The organism is Variovorax sp. LjRoot130 (genome assembly GCF_964253755.1).
GTDB lineage: Bacteria > Pseudomonadota > Gammaproteobacteria > Burkholderiales > Burkholderiaceae_C > Variovorax.
Genome location: NZ_CAXURM020000002.1, coordinates 1,080,639 through 1,101,905, shown reverse-complemented (window position 1 = coordinate 1,101,905; position 21,267 = coordinate 1,080,639). Strand labels below are relative to the sequence as shown.

Below are 21,267 nucleotides of genomic sequence, written 5' to 3'. Positions count from 1 at the left end.
GGGCGGTATTCCATGCGACTCCTGCAATCCGGCATTTCCTTGAGCTGCCACCTCAGAGCGGCTGCGCTGGCAGCCCTCATGGTCTCGACTTCCACCGCGTGGGCGACAGACCCGGTCAACGTTCGCTTCAGCTGGAAGCTCAAGGGTGAGTACGCTCACCTCTATCTGGCGCAGGAGCAGGGCGTTTACGCATCGAAGAACCTGGCCGTTCGCATGGGCGAGGGAGCGGGGGCGCCGGCGGCGCTGGGGGCCTTGCTGCAAGGACAGGAAGACGTGGTGGTGATGCCCGCAATCTTCGCGGTCTCTGCCATCCAGAAGGGCATGCCTGTCAAGATCGTCGCGCTCTACCATCCTCGCACGCCGGTCGTGCTGGTCTCGCAGCCCGACAAGCCGGTCGCGCAACCGAAGGATTTGGAAGGCAAGACGGTCGCACACTCGGTGGGCGAAACGGGAACCTCCTACTTGGCGGTCTTCTGCGCGGTCAACGGCATCGATTGCGCGAAGGTCAAGAAAGTCCAGATGGATGCGCAGTCGCGGGTGCCGCAGTTCCTGCAAAAGCAGGTCGACGCGGTGAGCCTCTATCGCACCAGCGATTTGCCGGTGCTCGAAGCCAAGGTCGGCACCAAGTTCACGATCCTGGACCTGGCGCAGAACGGTCTTGCGATCCCTGGTCTCGCCGCGGTCTCGAGCAATGCGGCGATCGCCAAGCGGCCCGACGTTCTGCGGCGCTACCTGGCAGCGGTCAACGAAGGCATCGCCGTAACGCGCAAGGAACCTAAGACCGCCGCGGCAGCATTGATGAAGGCCTGGCAGGGCAGCCCGCCGCAGGATGTCGTGGAGGCGCAGGTACGAGCGACGATGGACGCGGTCCCGTCCGTGCCCGGAAAGCCGGTCGGATGGATCGATGCCAAGGCCATCTCGCAGGCGCTGGATCTTCTCAAGACGGACGAAGCGATCGGGGCGCCCAAGCCCGTCGAAACCTTCTTCACCAACGACCTGCTGCCTGCCCAGTGAACCAAGCAAAGGTCCATGCATGACTCAACTCAAACATTCCCAGGCCGTTCCGATGCCCGCTGTGCGCAAGCCCAAGAAGAGAGCCGCCAGCGGCAGCTTCACGGAGCGCTACGCGTCCGTGCTGCTCGCCGCGGCCATCCTGCTCGTCTGGCAGTTCGCAGTCCCGCTGCTGGGCCTGTCGGAATTCGTGCTTCCGACGCCGCTGGCGATCGGCAAGCGGATGGTGACGGATTTCGATCTCCTGGCCGCCCATTCGTACATCACGCTGCTCGAAGTGCTCGCGGGCTTCCTGGCCGGCGTGTTCATCGGCATACCGCTGGCGCTGGCAATCTTCTATTCGAAGGCCTTCGAACGCGCGGTCTATCCGCTGCTCGTGGCGCTACAGACGGTGCCGAAGATCGCGCTGGCGCCTCTCCTGGTGCTCTACCTCGGCTATGGCTGGTGGCCCAAGATCAGCCTGGCGTTCCTGATCTCCTTCTTTCCCATCGTGATCTCGACCGTGGTCGGCCTGCAGTCCCTCGACAAGGGCCTGGTCAACATGGTGCGCTCGATGGGCTCCACCGAATGGCAGACCTTCTTCAAGGTCAGGTTGCCCGCAGCCTTGCCGAGCATCTTCGGGGGCCTGAAGGTGGCAATCTCCCTGGCCGTGATCGGCGCCATCATCGGCGAGTACATCGCGGCGGAACGCGGGCTGGGCTATCTGCAGCTGCAAGCCAACTCACAGTTCGACACGACGCTGAACTTCGCCACTGTCGTCACCATCTCCCTGCTCGGTGTGCTGCTCTATTTCGTTCTGGCGCTGATCGAGTCCAAGGTTTCCTATCAACGCGAAAGTGCCAAATGATGAAACGCGACGCCGTGCCATCCATGCAGGCCATATCCCTCGGTCAACCGGAGGGCCGCCATGAGTAATGCAGCCAATGTACGGATCGAGGGCGTGTCCAAGACCTATGAAGTGCGCGCCGGCGACGACGTGAAGGCGCTCGACCGGGTCGACCTTGACATCGCACCCGGCAGCTTCGTGGCCATCGTCGGGCCCAGCGGTTGCGGCAAGAGCACGCTGCTGTCGCTGCTGGCCGGGCTGACCCCCGTGTCCTCAGGCCGACTGCGCATCGATGGCGACGAGGTCGTCAAGCCGCATCCGAAGGCCGGCGTGGTCTTCCAGTCCGACCTGCTGCTGCCTTGGAGGAGCATCATCGACAACGTGCTGCTGCCGGTCGAGATCAAGGGGCTGGACCGGGCGGCCAGCGCCAGCCGCGCGCGCGAGCTGCTTGCCCAGGTCGGCCTGCAGGGATTCGACAACAAGTTCCCGTTCGAGCTCTCGGGCGGCATGCGCCAGCGTGTGGCCATCTGCCGCGCCCTGATCCAGGAGCCGGGGCTGCTGCTGATGGACGAGCCCTTCGGCGCGCTCGACGCGCTCACGCGCGAGCAGATGATCATGGATCTGCAGACCATGTGGCTGCGGCTGCGCAACACCGTTCTGTTCATCACGCATGGCATCGACGAGGCGGTATTCCTTGCGGACCGTGTCATCGTCATGTCCCCGCGGCCCGGCCGCGTGGATCTCGACCTGACCATCGATATCCCGCGCCCGCGCCGCTGGAGCGGCATCCACGAGAACCCGGCCTTCCAGCACCACGTGCGCCAGGTGCGGGAGATGTTCGAATCCAAGGGCGTCCTGGTCGCTCACTGAGGCACAGCATGAAAGTTTCAATTCTGGGCGCCGGCGCCGGCGGCGCCGCGGCCGTCGCCGAGCTCACGCAGGCCGGCCATGACGTGGTTCTGTGGAACCGATCCTCCGAAACGCTCGCGCCCTTTCAGGCACTCCAGGGCGTTCGCCACGACGGCGTGCTCGGCACGGGAATCGCACGTCCGCGCCTGATCACCGCCGACCTCAAGGCCGCGATCGAAGGCGCCGATGTTGCGGTCGTGACGCTTCCGACCTTCTCCCACGCGCCGGTCGCTCGTGCGCTGGCCGCTGCAGGCTGGCCCGTGAACCGGCCGGTCGTGCTGAACCCGGGCCACACCGGCGGTGCGCTGGAGTTCGCCCATGCCTGGCGCGAAGTGCGGGCCGACCTGCCGCCGATCGCCGAGTTCTCCACCCTGACCTACGTGGCGCGCAAGTACCAGGCGGACAGCGTGACCGTCACCGGACGTGCACGCCAGGTGCGTGCGGCCGCATTGCCGGGCGGGGATGCGGCATTGGCCGCCGCCTGCGCGCTGTTCCCGGGGGCCTCGCCCGTCGGTGACGTGCTCGCCTCCGCGCTCGCCAACGCCAATCTGGTTCTTCATCCGCCAGGCGCGGTGCTCGCGGCCGCGTGGGTCGAGGCGACGCAAGGCGATTTCACCTTCTACGTCCAGGCCATGACGCCCGGCGTGTCGCGCACGATGCGCGCTCTCGACGACGAACGGCTCGCGGTCGCCGCCGCCTTTGGCCATCAGCTGCCCAACCTGATCGAGGAAATGAAGCTGATCGGAACGGTCGAGTCCTCGGTCGACAACACGCAGGACTTCATGGCCGCGATCGCGGGCGGCGAGGCGAACAAGCGCATCAAGGGCCCCGACTCGCTCCAGCACCGGTATTACCGCGAGGACTTCGGGCATGGCCTGCTGCCGTTCCTGGAACTAGCGGCCATCGCCGGCGTCGCCACGCCGGTAGCGCGATCGCTCTTCACGCTGGCGCAAGCGCTGGTCGGCATCGACTACGTCAAGGGCGGGCGCACCGCTGAGGCGATGGGGATCGAAGGAATGTCCAGAAACGAACTTCTACAACATGTGAGGCAGCCATGAACTGGGATCAAGTCGTCATCGCGATCGTCGGCGGCGATCGCCGAGAACAGGAGATCGCTCGCTGCGCGGTGGCCGCGGGGGCGCAGGTGCGTGCCTACGGCTTCCCGTGGCCCGAACAGGGCATCGCAGGGGTTCGGCATACGGCCAATGCGCGCGAAGCTCTGGAAGGTGCCGATATCGCGCTCTTCCCGATTCCCGGCATCGCGCCCGACGGCGCGCTGTTCGCGCCCCAGTGCGCGCAACGCATCATTCCCGACAGCGCGATGCTCGGCGGCATGCGCCGCCCCGGCCACATCGTCCTGGGCTGGGCCGACGCCAAGCTCAAGGCGCACTGCGAGGCCATCGGCATCACGCTGCACGAGTACGAGTGGGACGAGGATCTGATGCTGCTGCGCGGGCCGGCGATCGTCGAAGGAATGCTCAAGGTGCTGATCGAGAACACCGACATCACGATACACAAGGCCAAGGTGTGCCTGGTGGGGCAGGGCACCATCGGGTCATTGGTCACGCACACCTTGCTGGCGCTCGGCGCGCGCGTCCACGTCGCGGCGCGCAATGCCGTGCAGCGCGCCGCGGCGCATGCCGCCGGCGCCGAGTCGCACGAGCTGCCAGCGCTGGCGGACGTGCTGCCCGACACGGACATCGTGATTGCGAGCGTGCCGGCGCGCGTGCTCGGGCGCGAGCTGCTCGAGAAGCTGCCCCCGCACGCCCTGCTGGTCGATCTGGCCGCGCCTCCAGGGGGCATCGACCGCGATGCAGCGCAGGAACTGGGCCTCAAGTTCGTCTGGGCGCGCGGTCTCGGCGCGCGAGCGCCCATCACCGTGGGCCGCAGCCAATGGAGTGGCGTGCGACGCCGCATCGACGACATCCTGAAGGGAATCCAATGAGCCAAGCCGACCTGGTGATTCGCAACGCACGCGTGGTGCGGCACGACGGAGAGTTTCACGGCGGTGTGGCCGTGAAGGACGGAAAGATCATCCTGACGGGCGCCGACAGCGCCCTGCCCAGGGGCCATCGCGAGATCGACGCCGGTGGCCGCGTGCTGATGCCGGGCCTCATCGACCCGCACTGCCACCTCGGGGTCAAGTACCCCTATGCCGAAGACATGCGCACGGAGATGGCCGCCGCGGCTTCGGGCGGCGTGACCACGGCGCTGCTGTATATCCGCAACCTGAAGCCTTCCTATCTGCCGTTCTACGAGGAGCGCAAGGCGGTCGGCGAAGAGAACTCGATCATCGACTTCGGGTTCCACTTCGGCATTCAGCGCGAGGAGCACATCGCGGAGATCCCCGAAATCGTCGCCAAGACCGGGGTGCGCTCGTTCAAGTGCTACTTCGGCTACGAGCCCGACAACCCGATCGGCATCGTTCCCGCGACCGACGGCTGGGTGTACGCAGCGATGCGCATCCTGGCGAAGATTCCCGGCGGCGTGATCAACGTCCACTGCGAGAACACGCAGATCGCTTCGTGGCTCAAGAACGAGATCAAGGCGACGGGTCGGCAGGACCTGGGCGCCTACACCGAATCACGCCCCGCCTTCTGCGAGGTCGAGACGATCCGCCGCATGATCTTCTTGGCCGAGCGCACGGGTTGCTCGCTGCACCTGGTCCACACGTCGGTCGGCATGGGGCCGGTGCTCGCCGCCGAGGCGCAGGCCCGCGGCGTGCACGTCACGGTCGAGACCTGCCAGCACTACCTCACGCGCACGGCCTACGACAGCGACCTCGACATGCGCGCGAAGATCTCACCACCGCTGCGCGACAAGGAGGAGCAGGAGGGCCTCTGGCGTGGCGTCCTGAACGGCTCCGTCTACAGCCTCGGCACCGATCACGTCCCCTTCCTGCCGAAGAAGCTGGAAGACCTCTGGAGCGAACTGCCGGGCGTGGTCTCCTTCCCCTGGGAACTTTCGCTGATGCTGCACTTTGGCGTTCACCAGCGTGGCCTGCCGCTTTCACGGCTGGTGCAGCTCAATTCCGCCAATCCTGCGCGCCGCTTCGGCCTCTGGCCGCGCAAGGGCAACATCGAGGTCGGCTTCGATGCCGACATGGTGCTGGTCGACCTCGACGAGGAGCGCACGGTCAAGCACACCGGAAAGGGCACCTGCATCTACGAGGGCTGGAAGCTCAAGGGCTGGCCCGTGCTCACCGTGGCCCGAGGCGCGGTCCTCTACGAGAACGGGGCGATCGACGAGAGCCACTTCGGGCGAGGACGCTGCCTCTCCGTTCCCGCCTCGTGACCGCAGAACATGGAAACCGGACTTGACACGCCGATGAGGGGCAGCGCTGCGCCGGCCGCGCGCAGCCTGGGCGAGCGCATCGACGCGCTGCACGCCGCGGCGCGCGACCTCGCGCAGCGCCCGCAGCGCCTGCGACGGGAGCGCCTGTCCGGCATGCACAACCCCTGGGGCCACGGGTCCGCGCTGGTCGATCCCTGGCTGCTGCTGGACCTCTGCGAAGACCCCGAGATCCTGGACGGCGTGGAAGCCCTCATCGGTCCCGACATCGTCCTGTGGGACACCGAGCTGTACCTGGAGGCCGCGGCCTACCAGCGCTTTGTCGGTGAAGGTCGGGAGGGCCGCTACTGGCCGGCGATGCCGCTGCAGGGCGCGGTGGTGCTGGTGCCGGCGGCCAGTGCCGCGCGGCCCCCGACCTGCATGGACCTTGCACAGATGGCACGCGAGGGCTTGCCGGCGCTGGATCCGCTGTCGCCGCTCTATGTGCTGCGCTACATGCCGGCGACGAGCCACTTCGTGCGCGACGGCCGCGCGCTCGCCAACTGGGTGGCGATGGAGGAGCAGCCACTCATCAACTACACAACCCGTCCGCTCTGGCTGATGCGTGGCGAGGATCGGGCCGGCAGTGATTTCGTCACGGGCTTTTCGCCGCCGGTGCCTCGCTGGGCCGGCAACCAACCTAAGGAGAAATGACATGCCATTCGTGATCGTCGAAATGTGGCAGGGCCGCACCGTCGAGCAGAAGCGCAACCTGGTCAAGGCCATCACGCAGGCCATGGTCGACCATGCGGGCTGCAAGCCCGACCACCTGCACGTGGTGATCCACGACACGCCCAAGGACAGTTGGGGACGCGACGGCGTGCTCGGCATCGACATGAAGGAAAACTGATGACACTCGACACTCTCGATCCGCGCAGCTCGGCCCTGTTAGTCATCGACCTGCAGAACGCATTCATCCATGACAAGGGCACCCTCGGCATCTCGGGCGTTGACACGAAGCGCCTCTCGGCGATCGTGCCGACGCTCGCCGAGCTGATCCCGCGCTGCCAGGCCGCGGGCATCCCGGTGATCTGGACCGTGCAGGAACACTTCGCGGTCGATGCGAGCCGCGCCCGCAAGAAGCTGGCCGGCCACACTTCACGGCGCAAGCAGGTCTCCGCGCTCGCGGGGACCTGGGACGAGGAGATCGTCGAGGAGCTCAAGCCGCTCGCCGCCGTCAATCCGGCCTACGTGATCCGCAAGCACCGCTTCGGCGCCTTCTACGAGACGCGCCTGGAGATGATGCTGAAGATGCTCGGAACCCGGACCCTGTTCGTGGCCGGCACCACCACGAACGCCTGCGTGGAGACCAGCATCCGCGAGGCCTACCTGCGCGACTACGACGTGGTGGCGCTCGACGATTGCATCTCCGGCGTCAAAGGCGAATGGGAAGCGACCGCCAAGCAGGTCTGGAAGCAGTACTTCTGCGAGATCTCCGATTCGAAGGAGATGCGCGCATGGATCGATGCGCAGTCGGCCCCCCGCACGCTCGGTTTCGGCCACATGCTGCTGATGGTGCAGGATGTACCGCGTTCGGTGGGCTTCTATGTCGACCAGCTCGGCTTCTCGGTTCGACCGGCGAAGCCGCTCGCGGACGGCAGGCCGTTCACCGCCTTCCATCAAGGCGTGGCCGTCGTGGGCGGGCGTGCGCCGTCGCACCGGCAGATCGACCACATCGCCTTCGAAGTCAACGACGTGCGCGCGCTGCGCGACAAGCTGAAGAAATCCGATGTCGAGTTCCAGCAGGACCTGCATGACGGACCCTACGGGCTCACGATCTACGTGACCGATCCCGACGGCACGCGCGTCGAGCTGTACCAGGTGGGCGCGACCGCCTGAGCGGTCGCCAGCATACGCCCGCAGGCGCGGGCTCCTTCCGCCAGGCGATGCACGGCCATGAGGGCCGTGCATCGCCGTGTCTGATTACAACTCCAGGGGAACATCCCATGCTGATTGGCGTGCCGGCCGAAACTGCGCCAGGCGAAACCCGTGTGGCCGTCACTGCGGAGACGGCCAAGAAACTCGTTGCACAGGGCCACACCGTGCGCATCCAGTCCGGCGCCGGCGTGGTGGCCAGCGTCACCGATGCGGCCTACCAGGCCGCCGGCGCCGAGATCACGGACGCGGCGGGCGCCTTCGGCGCCGACATCGTGCTCAAGGTGCGCGCGCCGAGCGATGCCGAGGCGGCGCTCATGAAGCCCGGCACCGTCGTCATCGGCATGCTCAATCCCTTCGATGCCGCCGGCCTGCCAAGGCTCGCGACGGCCGGCCTCACCGGCTTCGTACTCGAGGCCGCGCCGCGCACCACGCGCGCGCAGAGCATGGACGTGCTGTCGAGCCAGGCCAACATCGCCGGCTACAAGGCCGTGCTGATAGCGGCGACTGGCAGGCCTGTACGAGCGTGCGCCGAAAAATGGCCGGAAGGGCCGCGTTTGGACTTTAAGCTGACCTACCCGGCACGAACGATAGGGGTAAGGACGAGTTGAGCCTCCACAAAATCCCGGGCGATTCAGGACCAAACTCACGCGCTCACTCACGTGAAATGTCGACGTCTTTCGTCTCTGGCAAAAAGAAAATGCCAACAGCCAAAGCCACCGATGCGATTACAACGGGGTACCAGAGTCCGGCGAACATGTCTCCAAAACGATCGCGAGGGCGCTTGCGGGAAGCAGTCCACCGAACCAACCATTCCCCACGTGATACGGCACGCTCATCGACGTGTAGCGGATGCGTGTAGGGAACAGTTCGATGAGAGTTGCTGCCATGGGGCCGTAGATCATGGCGGCATAGATCACCAGGGGGGCGAGGATCGCTACGATGACCGGCTTGTTCATCTTGTTCGGATCCGCCTTGAGAGGATATCCGCTGCGCGACAGGGCAGTCGCTACATCTTTCTTGAAAGCGATCTAGCGGCCTTTGAGGTCCTCCGGCCAAACGCTAGCGGGACTGTACGACTCGATAATTTGATCTCCAACTGTTATCTTGGCTACCCCCGTCGACGCCACCGTGTCATAGCTCACAGAGTTGGCCGAGAGAAGCTGCTTGGCGATGTCGCATGACTTGGTGAATTTCGAAATACCCGTCATGTTGAATTGCACGGAGCAATCAGCTGGATCCGCAGTGACTGTCACACGGGATGCTGCTTGAGCTGCAGCGAGGTCAGGGTTTGCCGCTGCCGTCAGAGCCTTGAACAGCGGGAATATGGTGAGTACAGCCAGCAGAAAGCCGGCCATGATGATGGGCTTGCGACCGATCTTGTCGGACAGGGCGCCGAAGAAAATGAAGAACGGCGTACCGATTGCCAGGGCAATAGCCACCAGAATGCTTGCCGTCGTGCCATCAACCTTCAGCGGACCAAGCAAAAAGAAGAGCGCGTAAAACTGACCGGTGTACCAAATCACCGATTGCCCCATCACCAGCCCGAACAGCGCGATCAACACGAGCTTCAGATTGCCCCACTGGCCAAACGCTTCAGACAGAGGTGCCTTGGACGTGCGGCCTTCGGCTTTCATTTTCTGAAAGGTCGGAGACTCCCTCAGGCTGAGCCGAATCCAGACCGACACGGCAAGGAGCAAGATAGACGCAAGGAACGGAATGCGCCATCCGTAGCGCAGATGGGGGTGGCGTTGCACCACGCCAATGTCGATTCCATCGAGCAGCCAGTGCAGCTGTTCCACTGTCAGCGTGGGAACCACCTCGGCCGAGGGCCAGATGAACTTGTCCTCCTCGAGACGCTTCATCAGAAGCCAGAAGCCGTTGCGCTCCCACCCCAGGATCTTCACCCGATTGCGCCGGCGGTTGCTGAACACGTATGCGCACGAGGCGAAGGGGTCCAGGCCAAGGGCTTGCTCCACCAGCACTGCCAGGCCGTTGATGCTCAGGCGGAAGTCCACCGGCTCGCGGTGCAGGTACACCTTCAGCCCCTCGTCGAGGCGGAACATGGCAGTCGGCTCGACATCTGCACCAGAGTCGGTAGCTGTTGCCTGTGTCATCACCATGCCAATACCACCGATTAGGCGCGCACATAGTGAGCCGACGCTCCGATATCAAGAAGCTGACCGACAGCGCAATCATCGACTTAAGGTCCGACGCGCGTTAGAACTTTCTCTTGAATCACGGATCATCAAGCGCGTCCGATGGGCGGACACGACCCATGCGCTTCGAAAAGAAGGTCGTAGGCGAAACGCTATACCTGTTGTCAGTCCCGACGCCGAGACAGAGCCAATGCGAGCTTGCCTGAGGCAGTTGCAATACGGCCTCTGCAAAAAAATGCACGCGGGCCCTGCAAGAAAGGCTGGCCGTAGGTGCTCGAATTGCACCATCATTTCGCCATGGCCTTACGCAACTGCACACTCCACCGACGATGCACGCTTTTGGTTTACTTCGGCGCGCTGGTGCTGAGCCTCACGTCTGCGAGCGCTGCCGCGCAAGCTGCATCTGCGCAGCGGCTTCGCGTCGTCGGCGGACTCGCCAGCGTGAGTCAATACACGCGGCACGAGGAGCCCTTCTGGAACCAGGAGCTGGCCCGCCTGAGCGGCGGCAAGTACAGCGCAAGCATCGTTCCGTTCAACCAGGCCGGGGTTCCCGGGCCGGAAATGCTCAACCTCATGAAGCTGGGGGTGGTTCCGTTCGGCACGGCGCTGCTGAGCCAGATCTCCAACGACCATGCCGAGCTGGGGGCGCCGGACCTGGCGGGCCTGAATGCGGACATGCCATCGCTGCGGCGTGTCGTCAGTGCATTCCGACCGTATCTGGAGAGCACCTTGCGCGAACGTCACGACGTGGAGCTGCTCGCGATCTACGTCTATCCGGCGCAGGTCGTCTTCTGCAAGCAGCAGATGAAGCATCTGACTGACCTGGCGGGCCGGCGCATCCGCGTCTCGGGTGCCGCGCAAGCCGATTTCGTCCGGGCGCTGAACGGCACGCCGGTCTTCACCGAGTTCTCAGAGCTAATGTCCAACATGAACTCGGGCAACACGGACTGCGCGATCACCGGCGCGATGTCGGGCAACACCCTGGGGCTGCATCGCGTCACGAGCTCTATCTACACGATGCCCATCAACTGGGGGCTTGCGATTTTCGGCGCGAACAAGGATGCCTGGAATGCGCTGCCGACGGAACTGAAGACGCTGTTGCGACGCGAGCTTCCGAAGCTCGAAGCCGCTGTGTGGACCGAGTCGGCGCGCGAGACCAGTGAGGGCGTGGCGTGCAACACCGGTGCCGCCGCATGCACACCCGACAGGAGAGGCGCGATGGTCGAGGCGCGCCCCTCCGCAGAAGATCAACAGCGCGGGAGGGAGATCTTCGCGACGAAGGTATTGGCCAAGTGGCTGCAGCGCTGTGGCTCCCTCTGCGCGCAGGTATGGACCCAGACCGTCGGACCGGCGACGGGAATCAAGGCGCCGGCACAGTGAACAGGCGCCTGCCTCGCCGCACCACCGCATTCATCTACGGTGTGGCGACGCTGTTTCTCCTCGGGATCCTTTCGAGCGCCACCATCATGACATGGGAAATGCGCAAGAAGGCGATGTCCGACAGCGAGAGCCTGGCGATGCGATTCGTGAGCGGATCGGAAGCCGCGCTCAATCGCGGCCTGCTCAGCATCGACATGCTCCTCGCCGTCCAGGGACAGTTTCTGCAGTCGTCCACTGCAGCAACAGTGGCAACGAACGCGCTGAGACCCGACGCCTTGCAGCTGCTGGATGCGGTCGTGCGCCAGAACCTGCTGGTGCGGCACATTGCTCTTCTGCGGCCGGACGGCGCCGTGCTGTCGTCATCCGATCGACGGCGAGACAAGCTGACGGTGCAAGTGCCCCCTGAGTTCCTGGAGCGCGTTGCGGCACAGTCCGTCTCGACGCTGGACATCAGCACGCCGACGATCAGTCAGTTCAGCTCGCAGCAGGTGCTTTACTTTGCCCGCAGCATGCGGCTGTCCGACGGGAGCACGATCATGGCCGTGGCCGAAGTGCCGACTTCCCTGCTGACCACGATCCTTACGCAGGGTGCTGACATCAAGGGGCTGCAGGTCACGCTGGAGCGCAATGCCGGGCCGTTGCTGGCCAGCGTGCCTGCGCACGACGATCGCTCGGGTCGCGCCATCCTGCCGGCACTGAGCGAGCAGACCAGCGACGGACGCGCCATGCGAATGGCCGCGCGCCTCAGCGGCGAGCAGGCCATTGTTGTTGCACGTCCCACGCTGCACCGGAACCTGCTGATCGTCGCGAGCATCCCCCTCAGTTTTGTGCTGGAAGACTGGCGCGCGCAGCGCTCGTTCATCCTGGGAACGGCGCTGAGCTTTGCGCTGATGATCCTGCTGGTCAGCTGCTTCGCCCACATCCAACTGCGGCGCCTGTGGCGCTCCAGCGCTCAGCTTGTGCGCTCGAAATCAACATTGGACCAGGCGCTGGAGTCCATGGTGGATGGCTTCGTGCTGCTCGATGCGCAGGATCACATCGTGACCTGGAACCGGCGCTTCCTGAAAATCTTTCCCCGGGCCGAGGCGACGATCGCTTCGGGCCTGCCATTTCAGTGCGTCATGGACCAGACGCCCGCGCGCCTGGGCCGTGGGGGTCCTGAGAGCCAGCGCCACGCAGACGGCGGCGCGGAGTCGGCTCTGGCGAGCGGGGCGCAGGGCGAAGAGGAGATCGTCTTGCCCGGCGGCCAGATCATCGTCTGCATCAGAAGCCGCACACCCGACGGCGGGCTCGTGTGCGTGTATCGCGACGTCACCGAGAAAAGGCGGCATACCGCCGCCATCGTGGAAAGCAAGGCGCAGTTGCAGGCGACGCTGGATGCGTTGCCAGACCTGCTGCTGGAAGCCGGGCTGGATGGGCGTTGCCATCTGTTCCATGCGCCGCGCGCCGCGCCCTCCGTCGTCGACGCCCAGGACCCCGTCGGCAGGCTGCTGAGCGAGTTCCTGCCCGCGCAGGGCGCGGCGGAGGTGATGGCAGCGCTTCACGAAGCCCATACGGTGGGCTTTTCTCGAGGCCGCCAGTTCGAGCGTCCCGCCGCGCAGGGAGCGACATGGTTCGAGATTTCGGTGTCGCGCAAGTACCTTGACGAGGAGGAGGAACCGCGCTTCATCGTCATCCTGCGCAACATCACCGATACCAAGCTGGCAGCCCGGGAGATCGAGCACCTGGCGTTCTATGACGTTCTCACGGGCCTGCCCAATCGTCGGCTCTTGCTGAATCGGCTGGAGGGGGCCATCGACGCCAATGCACGACATGGCCGGCACGGCGCCCTGCTGTTCCTGGATCTGGACAACTTCAAGCTGGTCAACGACGCCCATGGCCACGAGACGGGCAACGTCCTGCTCAAGCATGTGGCGACGCGGCTCAACGCCAATACGCGCAATGGCGACACGCTTGCCCGGCTCGGCGGCGACGAGTTCGTGATGATGCTGCAAAGCCTCGGCGAGGACCCGGACGTGGCGTTGCGGCAGACCGCGGGCGTCGGCGAGGCGATGCTCGCCGAACTCAGCCAACCCTATCTCCTTGGCGCCCACCAGTACCACGGCACCTGCAGCATGGGGGTCACGCTCTTCGATGGCCAGCAGCAGTCGCTCGAAGCACTGCTGAAGCAGGCCGACATTGCCATGTACTACGCCAAGACTGCCGGCGGAAACGCCATGCGCTTCTTCGAGGCGCCGATGCAGGCCACGATCACGGCTCGCGCGACGCTCGAACGCGAGTTGCGCTCCGCGCTCGCGGGTGATCAGTTCCTGCTGCACTACCAGTCCCAGGTGACCTCGAGCGGTCAGATCGTGAGCGCGGAGGTTTTGCTGCGCTGGCAGCACCCGACGCGAGGCATGGTGCCGCCCTTCAATTTCATCGACCTGGCCGAAGAGACCGGGTTGATCGTGCCCTTGGGTTTGTGGGTCCTGGAGGCAGCATGCGAGCAGCTGGAACGCTGGAGTCATCATCCCGGTCGGCGAGACTTGGGGCTGGCCGTCAACGTCAGTGCGCGGCAGTTTCGGGAAAGCGATTTCGTGCAGCAGGTCCGGGAGGTGCTCAGCCGGACGGGCGCCGACCCGACACGACTCAAGCTCGAACTGACCGAAAGCCTCGTACACGACAACGTGACGGGCACCATCGAGAAGATGAAGTCGCTCGCTGCGATGGGCATCCGCTTCTCGCTGGACGATTTCGGCACGGGCTATTCGTCACTTTCCTACATGACGCAGCTTCCGCTGAACCAGATCAAGATCGACAAGTCCTTCGTCCAGAACATCGGCATCGATCCCAAGGTCGAATCGATCATCCAGACCATCATCGGCATGGCGCGCAACCTAGAGCTGGAGGTCGTGGCGGAAGGCGTTGAAACGCGACAGCAACTCGGCTTTCTCGAGAAGCATCGCTGCACGCTATTCCAGGGCTATCTGTTCAGCAAGCCGGTGCCGCTGCCGGAATTCGAAGCCCAGCTCGACCTCGAGATGGTGGGATGAACTCAGACCGCCGCGGGCCGATTTGCAACAGGAGCCGCTTCGGCCGCTGGGGCGGCCGAAGCCGGTCAACCAGGAGCGCCGGAGTGCAGGAGCTCGGACCTTGATGCTACTTTGCGTATGGATCCGGAACCATCGTAGGGCACTCGACGGGACCCATGCCTGGGTGTCATGGCCTTTGTGGTCGCAGGAGCCCCTGCAAGCCGCGCAGATCGAGGAAGGTCTCGCGCGGGACGCGATGGCGCGCTGGCCGCCGTGCCGCAACGCGCGCATCACCACGAAACCTCCCTGTGTAAGAACATGCGCATCAGCCTGAACACGCGCCTCAGCCTCGGCGTCGCTGCGGTGGTACTCGCAGCCACGCTGGCGGTTGCCACGGTCGCATTGCACCTGGTCAAGTTCAGCAGGCAGTCGTCGATTGCGAACGAGCAGTTCGCCCGCGTCACTGCGATCGCCGACGCGGTGGACCAGAAGTTCGTCAGCCGCCGAACGCTGCTGAACACCCTCGCCGATAGCACGAGGTCGCATGCCTTCGCCGATCCCGAGGCCTTGCAGGCTTTTCTCGGAGAGCACGCATCGCTGCGGGAAGCCTTCGCCAATGTCGCGTTCTTCGACACCGACGGCCGGCTGGTCGCAAGCCTCAACGCCTCGCCTCATATGGGACAGGTGAGCATCGCGGATCGGACGTACTTCAAGGAAACCGTCGCATCCAAGGCGGGCAGGATTTCGCAGCCGTACAGCAACCGCCTCAACGGCCAAGCCCAGGTTGCAATCACGCAGCCGGTGCTCGACCGCGCCGGGCAATTGCAGTTCGTGATATCCGGCGCAATCAACCTGGGAGAGCGCAACTTCCTGGGCGAGCTTGCAGACATCAAGTTCGGCGCCGCCGGCTACCTTTTCATCATCACCACCGACGGCATCGTGATCGACCATCCTCGCAAGTCGCTCATCCTGACGCAGTTCAACGCCGATGGCGGCGAGGACAGCGAGACCGACCAGGCGCTCGCCGGCTTCGAGGGCACGGCCGAAGGGTCCAACCGGGCAGGCCTGCGGGGCCTCTATTCGTTCAAGCGCATCCAGCAGACCCCCTGGATCGTCGGCGCCATGTATCCGCGCAGCGAAGCCTTCGCGCCGATCGAAGCCGTCGCGCGGGTCGCATGGGCCGGCGCGCTCACCCTCTCCTTGCTCGCAGGGGCACTCGGACTGGCCTTCGTGCGGCAGCACCTCAGGCCCCTGGCCGAACTGCACCTGCACATGCGCGTGGCGCAAGACGATCACGTGTCGGCCTCGCGTGCGCCGCCCACCTATGCCCATGACGAGATCGGCGATCTGGCCCGCACCTTCGACCAGCTGATGCAGCAGCAGCGCGCCGGCGAGGCACGGCTGCGCACCATCACGGACAACATTCCGGCGCTGGTCTCGCATGTGGACGCTTCCCTGCACTACACCTTCGTCAACGCGCAGATCAGGGCACTGCACGGCAACGAAGGGCTGATCGGAAGATCGGTGGCCGAGGTGCGGGGCGCGGAGGAATTTGCCGTCGTCGAGCCTCACTACCGCCGCGCACTCGCGGGGGAGACGGTCGTCTTCGAAAAGAACGGGGACCCGGCACGCGGCCTCGGCGATCGGACCCACAAAACGCACTTCATCCCCGACCGGGACACGGGGGGGACGGTCCAGGGCATCTTCGCGATGACCTTCGACATCACGGATGAAGTCAACGCCCAGAAGGCGCTAGGTCTGCAGGAGAAGCGGCTGCGAGACATCACCGACAGCATCCCTGCGCTGGTCGGGTACTTCGATCGCGGGGAGAATTTCCTCTACGGCAACAGCCGGGCGCGGCAGATGGCGGATCTTGGCGATGGAACGCCCGGCGGCGTGACCCTGCGTTCTTCCGTGGGCGATGCGGTATACGCGCAACACGAGCCACACCTCCCCAGCGTTCTTGCTGGAAAGCCCGTGCGTTTCCCGGTGCATGCCCCGCTGCGCGGCAAGGACGGCTACTTCCAGGTGAACCTGATCCCGGACAAGGACCCGGAGGGAAGGGTGTTGGGCTTCTACCTGATGACCTTCAACATCACGGCACTGAAGGAGGCGGAACTGCGGGTGATTGAAAGCGAGAAGCGCCTGCGCACGATCACGGACAACATGCCGGCGCTGATCACCTACATCGACCGCGACCAGAAGATCACCTTCGCCAATGGCACCTACCGGGAATGGCTCGGTGTGGAACCCTCCACCCTGGTGGGCAAGCACATCCAAGACATCGCCGGCCCCGATCTCTATCTCGTCCGCAAGGCAACGATCGAGCGAGCCTTGGCGGGCGAGCGGGTCGAGTTCGAGGCCGAGACCAAGCGCGGGGATTTCGATCGCATCACGCACGTCATCTACGTGCCGGACATCGGCGCAGACGGGAAAACCCACGGCATCTTCTCGCTCAGCCTCGACATCACGGCGCTCAAGCAGGTGGAGCGCAAGCTGATCGAGCTTGCCCGCGTGGACACGCTCACCGGCCTTCCGAACCGGCTTGCTTTCAACGAATACCTGTCCAACACGATCGCGCGCGCCAGGCGTACCGGCAGCGCGCTCGCCCTGATGTTCCTCGACGTGGACCGCTTCAAGTCCATCAACGACACGCTCGGGCACGCGAGCGGCGACGAGGTGCTAGTGGAATTTGCAAGACGCCTGCATGAGAGCCTGCGAAGCTCGGACATGGTGGCGCGCCTGGCGGGCGACGAATTCGTGATCGTGCTCGAGGACATCAACTCGGAGGATGCTGCGGCGCTGATAGCAGGCAAGATCGTCGAGGGGATTCGCGAGCCGGCGTTCCAGGTCGACGGCCAGCTGCTGGAGGTCACAAGCAGCATCGGGGTTGCCTTCAGCCGCCCTGGCGAGGGCCCGCTCACGGCGGCAGAGTTGCTGGCGCAAGCCGACGCCGCGCTCTACAACGCCAAGGCGGCGGGGCGCGATCGCTTCGCAATGGCTCGCAGTGCAGTGCATGCGACTTAGACCAGCAAGGCACGAGATGCTGGGACTTTTCGCTCTTGCCGCATGGAGCATACGCTGATGATCGCTCGGTTCCCTCCACGGACGGTGCGGCAATTGGGCTTTGATCTCCAGGAGCGTCGAAGCAGCGAGGGCGATGCGAATCCCGGGAACGTACCTGGCAGCGGGGCTACCAGAGTGGCAGGCGAGCGTTGGCCATGGCGGGAGCCTGTCCGGGGTGATCTCGGTTTTCATGCACTTTGTGGCGCCCCGGTTCCGCAGCCCTGCCGGGAAGCGCAGAATTCCGGTGCTTCGTCGCTGGCTACCCTGGCCCGGAGCCAGAACCGCAAGAGACCCCCGTGTCCAGCTACCACCTGCGTTTCGTCGGCGCCGACCGGCTTCCTCGGACCCTGTCCGAGTTCGATGTCGCCCGGTTCTTCAGCCTGCTGCCCGACGAAGCAAAGGAGATCAGGGAGCGATTCAGGGCGGACCGGGGCGCCACAAAGTGCATGAAAACCGAGATCACCCCTCATAGACCTGCGCGAGCGCCGAGACATTCGCAAGAGGAGCGAAACGTGACCTTGCCGTTCAACATGCCGGATGAGTTCGTGCAGGGCTTCCTGAAGCTCGGGCAAAGCCTGCTGCCATCAGGCCAGCAGGCCTGGGGCTCGCCCAGCGAGAGCAACCTTGCACGGCTGGTCGGGCTGCAACTGAACCACTTCCAGCAGCAGGTCATGCTGTGGTCGCAGATGATGAGCGGCGCCGGCGCACTTGCCGAGCCGCTCGTTGCGCCCGATCGTGGCGACCGGCGCTTTCACGGCAGCGACTGGCGCGAGAAGCCGGTGTACAGCCTGATCAAGCAGAGCTACCTCCTCAACTCTCGGCTGATCCACGATGTCGTCGAGACCTCCGGCCTCGATGATGCGGCCAAGTGCAAGCTGCGCTTCTACGCCAACCAGCTCATCGACGCCATGAGTCCGGCGAACTTCACGGCCACCAACCCCGACGTGCTCAAGCTGGCCATCGAGACCCTTGGCGAGAGCCTGCGCGCCGGACTCGCCAACCTGCTGGCCGATCTGCGCAACGGACGCCTGACGATCACCGACGAGAACTCCTTTGAAGTCGGCCGCAACGTCGCCGTCTCCGAAGGGTCGGTGGTCTTCGAGAACGACTTGTTCCAGTTGATCCAGTACGCCCCGCTGACCAAGCAGGTGGCGGCACGCCCGCTGCTGATCGTGCCGCCTTGTATCAACAAGTTCTACATCCTCGACCTGCAGCCCGAGAACTCGTTCGTGCGCTATGCCGCCGAGCAGGGGCAGACCGTTTTCCTGGTGTCCTGGCGCAACACCGATGCCAGCTGGGGCCACCTCACCTGGGACGACTACATCGAGCGCGGCGCCATGAAGGCGATCGCTGTGACGCATCAAGTCAGCGGTGCAGACAAGGTCAACGCCGTCGGCTGGTGCGTCGGCGGCACGATCCTGTCGTCTGCGCTGGCCGTACTGCGCGCTCGCGGCGACGTGTCCGTGGCCAGCTTGACCCTGCTGACGACACTGCTCGACTTCCGTGAGCCCGGCGACCTGGGCGTGTTCATCGACGAGCAGGGGGTTCGGCAGCGCGAGCAAGCCATCGGCAAGGGTGGCATCTACCCCGGCGCCGAGCTCGGCTTCGTCTTCCAGACACTGCGCGCCAACGACCTGATCTGGCCCAACGTCATCGACAACTATTTGAAGGGCAAACAGCCCGAGGCCTTCGACCTTTTGTACTGGAACGCCGACGCCACCAACCTGCCTGGTCCTATGTACTCCTGGTACCTGCGCAACATGTACCTCGAGAACAATCTGCTCGTGCCGAACAAGCTGACGGTGTGCGGCACGCCGGTGGACCTCGGGCGCATCGACGTGCCGAGCTTCGTGCTGGCGACCAAGGAAGACCATATCGTGCCGTGGCGCTCGGCCTACGCGACGACGCAGTTGGTCCGGCTGCGCGTCGCAATTCGTGCTCGGCGCCAGCGGCCACATCGCCGGCGTCATCAATCCTGCGAGCAAGTACAAGCGCAGCTACTGGAGCGGTGGCCAGCAGCACACCGACCCCGAAACGAAGTGGTCTACTCCCGAACACCAAACACATCGCCATTCCCAAGCGTTTTGGTCGACAGCAGCGCATGCTTTCGCAACGCGCTTGCAAACAGATCCGCACGATCACGCTCGCCCAGCGCAAGTGCCAGGAGGTCTTCGTGGCTCGCAACGAATTGGGCGCTCCAGCCCGGTGCTGCAGCCGGAAGGCGGCGGAAGTATCGGCTCTGCTGTTGTTCCAGCCATGCCTGCACGACCAGCAGGCGCTTCAATTGGCTGCCTGCAACCATCGCCGCGTGGAACTGATGATGGGCATCAAAGAGCGCAGCGTGATTTTCCGGTATTGCCAAGTCGGCGGTTGCCCTGCGACGCAGGCGCTCCATCGCGGAAATGAGATTGATCTCCCACTCTTCGTCCTTGTGCAGCATCGCATCCATGGCAGCTTCGCTCTCGACGATTCCGCGACTGACTGCAATGTCGATCAAGTCTTCCAACGTGAGCGGCGGGACACGGAAGCCGCGGTTGTTGGAAAGCTCGACCAACCCTTCGGTCTTTAGCCGCGACAGCGCCTCGCGCACCGGGGTCGCGCCCATCGTGTAACGCCGGCTCAACTCTTCAACGCGCAGCTTTGCTCCCGCCTCAAACACGCTGTTGACGATGTCGTGCCGCAAGCGTTGCTCGGCGACGTCCACTAAGCTGTCGTTCATCGCTCTGGTCTCCATCAGGGCTGCGGAATTTGCCTGGCTGTCAATGCAACGCGGGTGTCCGTCGGGCACTGGGCAAAGTTCAGGCGGAATTTATTTTTATCGACAAAACAGCATTGTAACGACAGCATGGCCTGATCGCCCAGGGCATAGGGCAGACATGCTGAGTCGGCGCGGACCGAGATCAGGCCCTGTTCAATGTGGGCCTTCCATCCCGAAATGTTTGAGCACCGCGTAGGCAAGTTTGTGAATCGGCGTCGGAACGCCATGTTCCTTGCCAAGACGGACCAACTCGCCGCTTATGCCGTCCAGTTCCAGTCTCTTGCCTGCGTCGAGGTCAATTCGCATCGATGCCACGGCATCCGGTGGGAAGGACTTCAGGAAGGCGAGGGTGTTCTCTGCGGTGCCTGCTGGAAGTTTGATCCCCACAGCGCTGCCCACGTCGATCACCTCTGCAATCGACTGCTGCACGATCTCTACCAGATCGGGGTCGTGATAAATCACGCCCGCAGGCAATCTGGAAAGACAATTCATGGCGGCGCCCGTCGCCAAACCCACAAATTTCGTCCAGAGAACTTCATTGATGTCGGCTGCGATCCTTGCTTCGACGCCAACTGCCTTCCAATGTTCGACCATCTCTTCGACGACCGGCGGGAGTGCGCATTCCGGGTTGCCCAGGATGGCGCGCTCCGCTCCGCCGTAAGTCACTTCGGTGGCGGACAGCAGCTTGGTCACGGAATAGACAGACCCGATCGCAACGCGCCGGGCTGGCAACAAGGGCTTGAGCGTTCGATAGACGTTGATGCCATTCTGGATTGCGACCAGGGCACCGTTGGGCTTCAACGCCGCAAGCGCCACCTTGGCGCTTGCTTCGACGTCGTAGAGTTTGACCGCAAGCAGCACGACATCCGCAGGCTTGGCGTGTGCCGGATCCTCGACGACCTCGATCTTGTCCAATCCAAACCGAAGGCGGCCCGTGGCGAC

General features: G+C 64.4%; 14 protein-coding genes and 4 pseudogenes. 14 read left to right on the top strand and 4 right to left on the bottom strand.

Going from position 1 to position 21,267, the window contains the following annotated elements; all coding sequences use genetic code 11:
• Positions 1 to 78 precede the first annotated feature (78 nt).
• From ACSQ86_RS35075 to ACSQ86_RS35030, 10 genes and pseudogenes are all read left to right on the top strand, one after another.
• Positions 79 to 1,014 (top strand): ABC transporter substrate-binding protein, encoded by a 936-nt coding sequence (locus ACSQ86_RS35075; protein WP_436306618.1) that lies wholly within the window; start codon positions 79 to 81, stop codon positions 1,012 to 1,014.
• Positions 1,015 to 1,033: 19 nt separating this feature from the next.
• Positions 1,034 to 1,858 (top strand): ABC transporter permease, encoded by an 825-nt coding sequence (locus ACSQ86_RS35070; RefSeq protein ID WP_436306619.1) that lies wholly within the window; start codon positions 1,034 to 1,036, stop codon positions 1,856 to 1,858.
• A gap of 60 nt (positions 1,859 to 1,918) precedes the next feature.
• On the top strand, positions 1,919 to 2,707 hold the full coding sequence (locus tag ACSQ86_RS35065; RefSeq protein WP_436306620.1) for an ABC transporter ATP-binding protein: 789 nt from the start codon (positions 1,919 to 1,921) through the stop codon (positions 2,705 to 2,707).
• Positions 2,708 to 2,715: 8 nt separating this feature from the next.
• Positions 2,716 to 3,804 carry an NAD/NADP octopine/nopaline dehydrogenase family protein gene (locus ACSQ86_RS35060; protein ID WP_436310754.1) on the top strand — a complete coding sequence of 363 codons (1,089 nt, stop codon included), beginning with the start codon at positions 2,716 to 2,718 and terminating at the stop codon, positions 3,802 to 3,804.
• Positions 3,801 to 4,691 (top strand): dipicolinate synthase subunit DpsA, encoded by an 891-nt coding sequence (locus tag ACSQ86_RS35055; protein WP_436306622.1) that lies wholly within the window; start codon positions 3,801 to 3,803, stop codon positions 4,689 to 4,691. Before ACSQ86_RS35060 ends, ACSQ86_RS35055 begins: the two co-directional genes overlap by 4 nt.
• Positions 4,688 to 6,040: a dihydroorotase gene (locus ACSQ86_RS35050; RefSeq protein ID WP_436306623.1), complete on the top strand. Its 1,353-nt coding sequence runs from the start codon at positions 4,688 to 4,690 to the stop codon at positions 6,038 to 6,040. Before ACSQ86_RS35055 ends, ACSQ86_RS35050 begins: the two co-directional genes overlap by 4 nt.
• A gap of 9 nt (positions 6,041 to 6,049) precedes the next feature.
• Positions 6,050 to 6,730, top strand: coding sequence for a hypothetical protein (locus tag ACSQ86_RS35045; RefSeq protein ID WP_436306624.1), 681 nt, complete (start codon positions 6,050 to 6,052; stop codon positions 6,728 to 6,730).
• Position 6,731: 1 nt separating this feature from the next.
• Positions 6,732 to 6,926 (top strand): 2-hydroxymuconate tautomerase, encoded by a 195-nt coding sequence (locus tag ACSQ86_RS35040; RefSeq protein ID WP_309974565.1) that lies wholly within the window; start codon positions 6,732 to 6,734, stop codon positions 6,924 to 6,926.
• Positions 6,926 to 7,915 (top strand): isochorismatase family protein, encoded by a 990-nt coding sequence (locus ACSQ86_RS35035; RefSeq protein WP_436306625.1) that lies wholly within the window; start codon positions 6,926 to 6,928, stop codon positions 7,913 to 7,915. The genes ACSQ86_RS35040 and ACSQ86_RS35035 overlap by 1 nt, the downstream gene beginning before the upstream one ends.
• Before the next feature lie 107 nt (positions 7,916 to 8,022).
• Positions 8,023 to 8,457 (top strand): annotated as a pseudogene (locus ACSQ86_RS35030) (NAD(P)(+) transhydrogenase (Re/Si-specific) subunit alpha); the annotation flags it as partial.
• 148 nt (positions 8,458 to 8,605) lie between these two features.
• Here the strand turns inward: ACSQ86_RS35030 and ACSQ86_RS35025 are convergent.
• Together ACSQ86_RS35025 and tnpB are read right to left on the bottom strand one after the other, a co-directional pair.
• Positions 8,606 to 9,684 (bottom strand): annotated as a pseudogene (locus tag ACSQ86_RS35025) (MFS transporter); the annotation flags it as partial.
• Positions 9,685 to 9,717: 33 nt separating this feature from the next.
• Positions 9,718 to 10,017: pseudogene (tnpB, locus tag ACSQ86_RS35020) on the bottom strand (IS66 family insertion sequence element accessory protein TnpB); the annotation flags it as partial.
• 363 nt (positions 10,018 to 10,380) lie between these two features.
• Between tnpB and ACSQ86_RS35015 the strand changes: the two are divergent.
• The 4 genes and pseudogenes from ACSQ86_RS35015 to ACSQ86_RS35000 all read left to right on the top strand — a co-directional run.
• Positions 10,381 to 11,490, top strand: a complete 1,110-nt coding sequence (locus ACSQ86_RS35015) for a TRAP transporter substrate-binding protein (RefSeq protein ID WP_436310753.1) — start codon at positions 10,381 to 10,383, stop codon at positions 11,488 to 11,490.
• The gene (locus tag ACSQ86_RS35010; RefSeq protein WP_436310752.1) at positions 11,487 to 14,522 is read left to right on the top strand and encodes a bifunctional diguanylate cyclase/phosphodiesterase; all 3,036 of its coding nucleotides are present in this window, start codon (positions 11,487 to 11,489) and stop codon (positions 14,520 to 14,522) included. Before ACSQ86_RS35015 ends, ACSQ86_RS35010 begins: the two co-directional genes overlap by 4 nt.
• Positions 14,523 to 14,819: 297 nt before the next feature.
• Positions 14,820 to 17,528, top strand: coding sequence for a diguanylate cyclase domain-containing protein (locus tag ACSQ86_RS35005; RefSeq protein WP_436310751.1), 2,709 nt, complete (start codon positions 14,820 to 14,822; stop codon positions 17,526 to 17,528).
• 551 nt (positions 17,529 to 18,079) lie between these two features.
• Positions 18,080 to 19,581: pseudogene (locus ACSQ86_RS35000) on the top strand (PHA/PHB synthase family protein); the annotation flags it as partial.
• 30 nt (positions 19,582 to 19,611) lie between these two features.
• Here the strand turns inward: ACSQ86_RS35000 and ACSQ86_RS34995 are convergent.
• Both ACSQ86_RS34995 and ACSQ86_RS34990 read right to left on the bottom strand, forming a co-directional pair.
• A complete protein-coding gene (locus tag ACSQ86_RS34995) occupies positions 19,612 to 20,286 on the bottom strand; it encodes a GntR family transcriptional regulator (protein ID WP_436297397.1) in 675 nt (224 codons plus the stop codon).
• 192 nt (positions 20,287 to 20,478) lie between these two features.
• Positions 20,479 to 21,240 carry a ketopantoate reductase family protein gene (locus ACSQ86_RS34990; protein ID WP_436306630.1) on the bottom strand — a complete coding sequence of 254 codons (762 nt, stop codon included), beginning with the start codon at positions 21,238 to 21,240 and terminating at the stop codon, positions 20,479 to 20,481.
• Positions 21,241 to 21,267 lie beyond the last annotated feature (27 nt).

Bases quoted from the DNA above. Each gene is read 5' to 3' on its own strand.
- ACSQ86_RS35005 (WP_436310751.1), top strand. From the start codon at position 14,820: ATGCGCATCAGCCTGAACACGCGCCTCAGCCTCGGCGTCGCTGCGGTG.
- ACSQ86_RS35075 (WP_436306618.1), top strand. From the start codon at position 79: ATGGTCTCGACTTCCACCGCGTGGGCGACAGACCCGGTCAACGTTCGC.
- ACSQ86_RS35035 (WP_436306625.1), top strand. From the start codon at position 6,926: ATGACACTCGACACTCTCGATCCGCGCAGCTCGGCCCTGTTAGTCATC.
- ACSQ86_RS34995 (WP_436297397.1), bottom strand. From the start codon at position 20,286: ATGAACGACAGCTTAGTGGACGTCGCCGAGCAACGCTTGCGGCACGAC.
- ACSQ86_RS35070 (WP_436306619.1), top strand. From the start codon at position 1,034: ATGACTCAACTCAAACATTCCCAGGCCGTTCCGATGCCCGCTGTGCGC.
- ACSQ86_RS35045 (WP_436306624.1), top strand. From the start codon at position 6,050: ATGGAAACCGGACTTGACACGCCGATGAGGGGCAGCGCTGCGCCGGCC.
- ACSQ86_RS35040 (WP_309974565.1), top strand. From the start codon at position 6,732: ATGCCATTCGTGATCGTCGAAATGTGGCAGGGCCGCACCGTCGAGCAG.
- ACSQ86_RS35065 (WP_436306620.1), top strand. From the start codon at position 1,919: ATGAGTAATGCAGCCAATGTACGGATCGAGGGCGTGTCCAAGACCTAT.
- ACSQ86_RS35060 (WP_436310754.1), top strand. From the start codon at position 2,716: ATGAAAGTTTCAATTCTGGGCGCCGGCGCCGGCGGCGCCGCGGCCGTC.
- ACSQ86_RS35055 (WP_436306622.1), top strand. From the start codon at position 3,801: ATGAACTGGGATCAAGTCGTCATCGCGATCGTCGGCGGCGATCGCCGA.
- ACSQ86_RS35050 (WP_436306623.1), top strand. From the start codon at position 4,688: ATGAGCCAAGCCGACCTGGTGATTCGCAACGCACGCGTGGTGCGGCAC.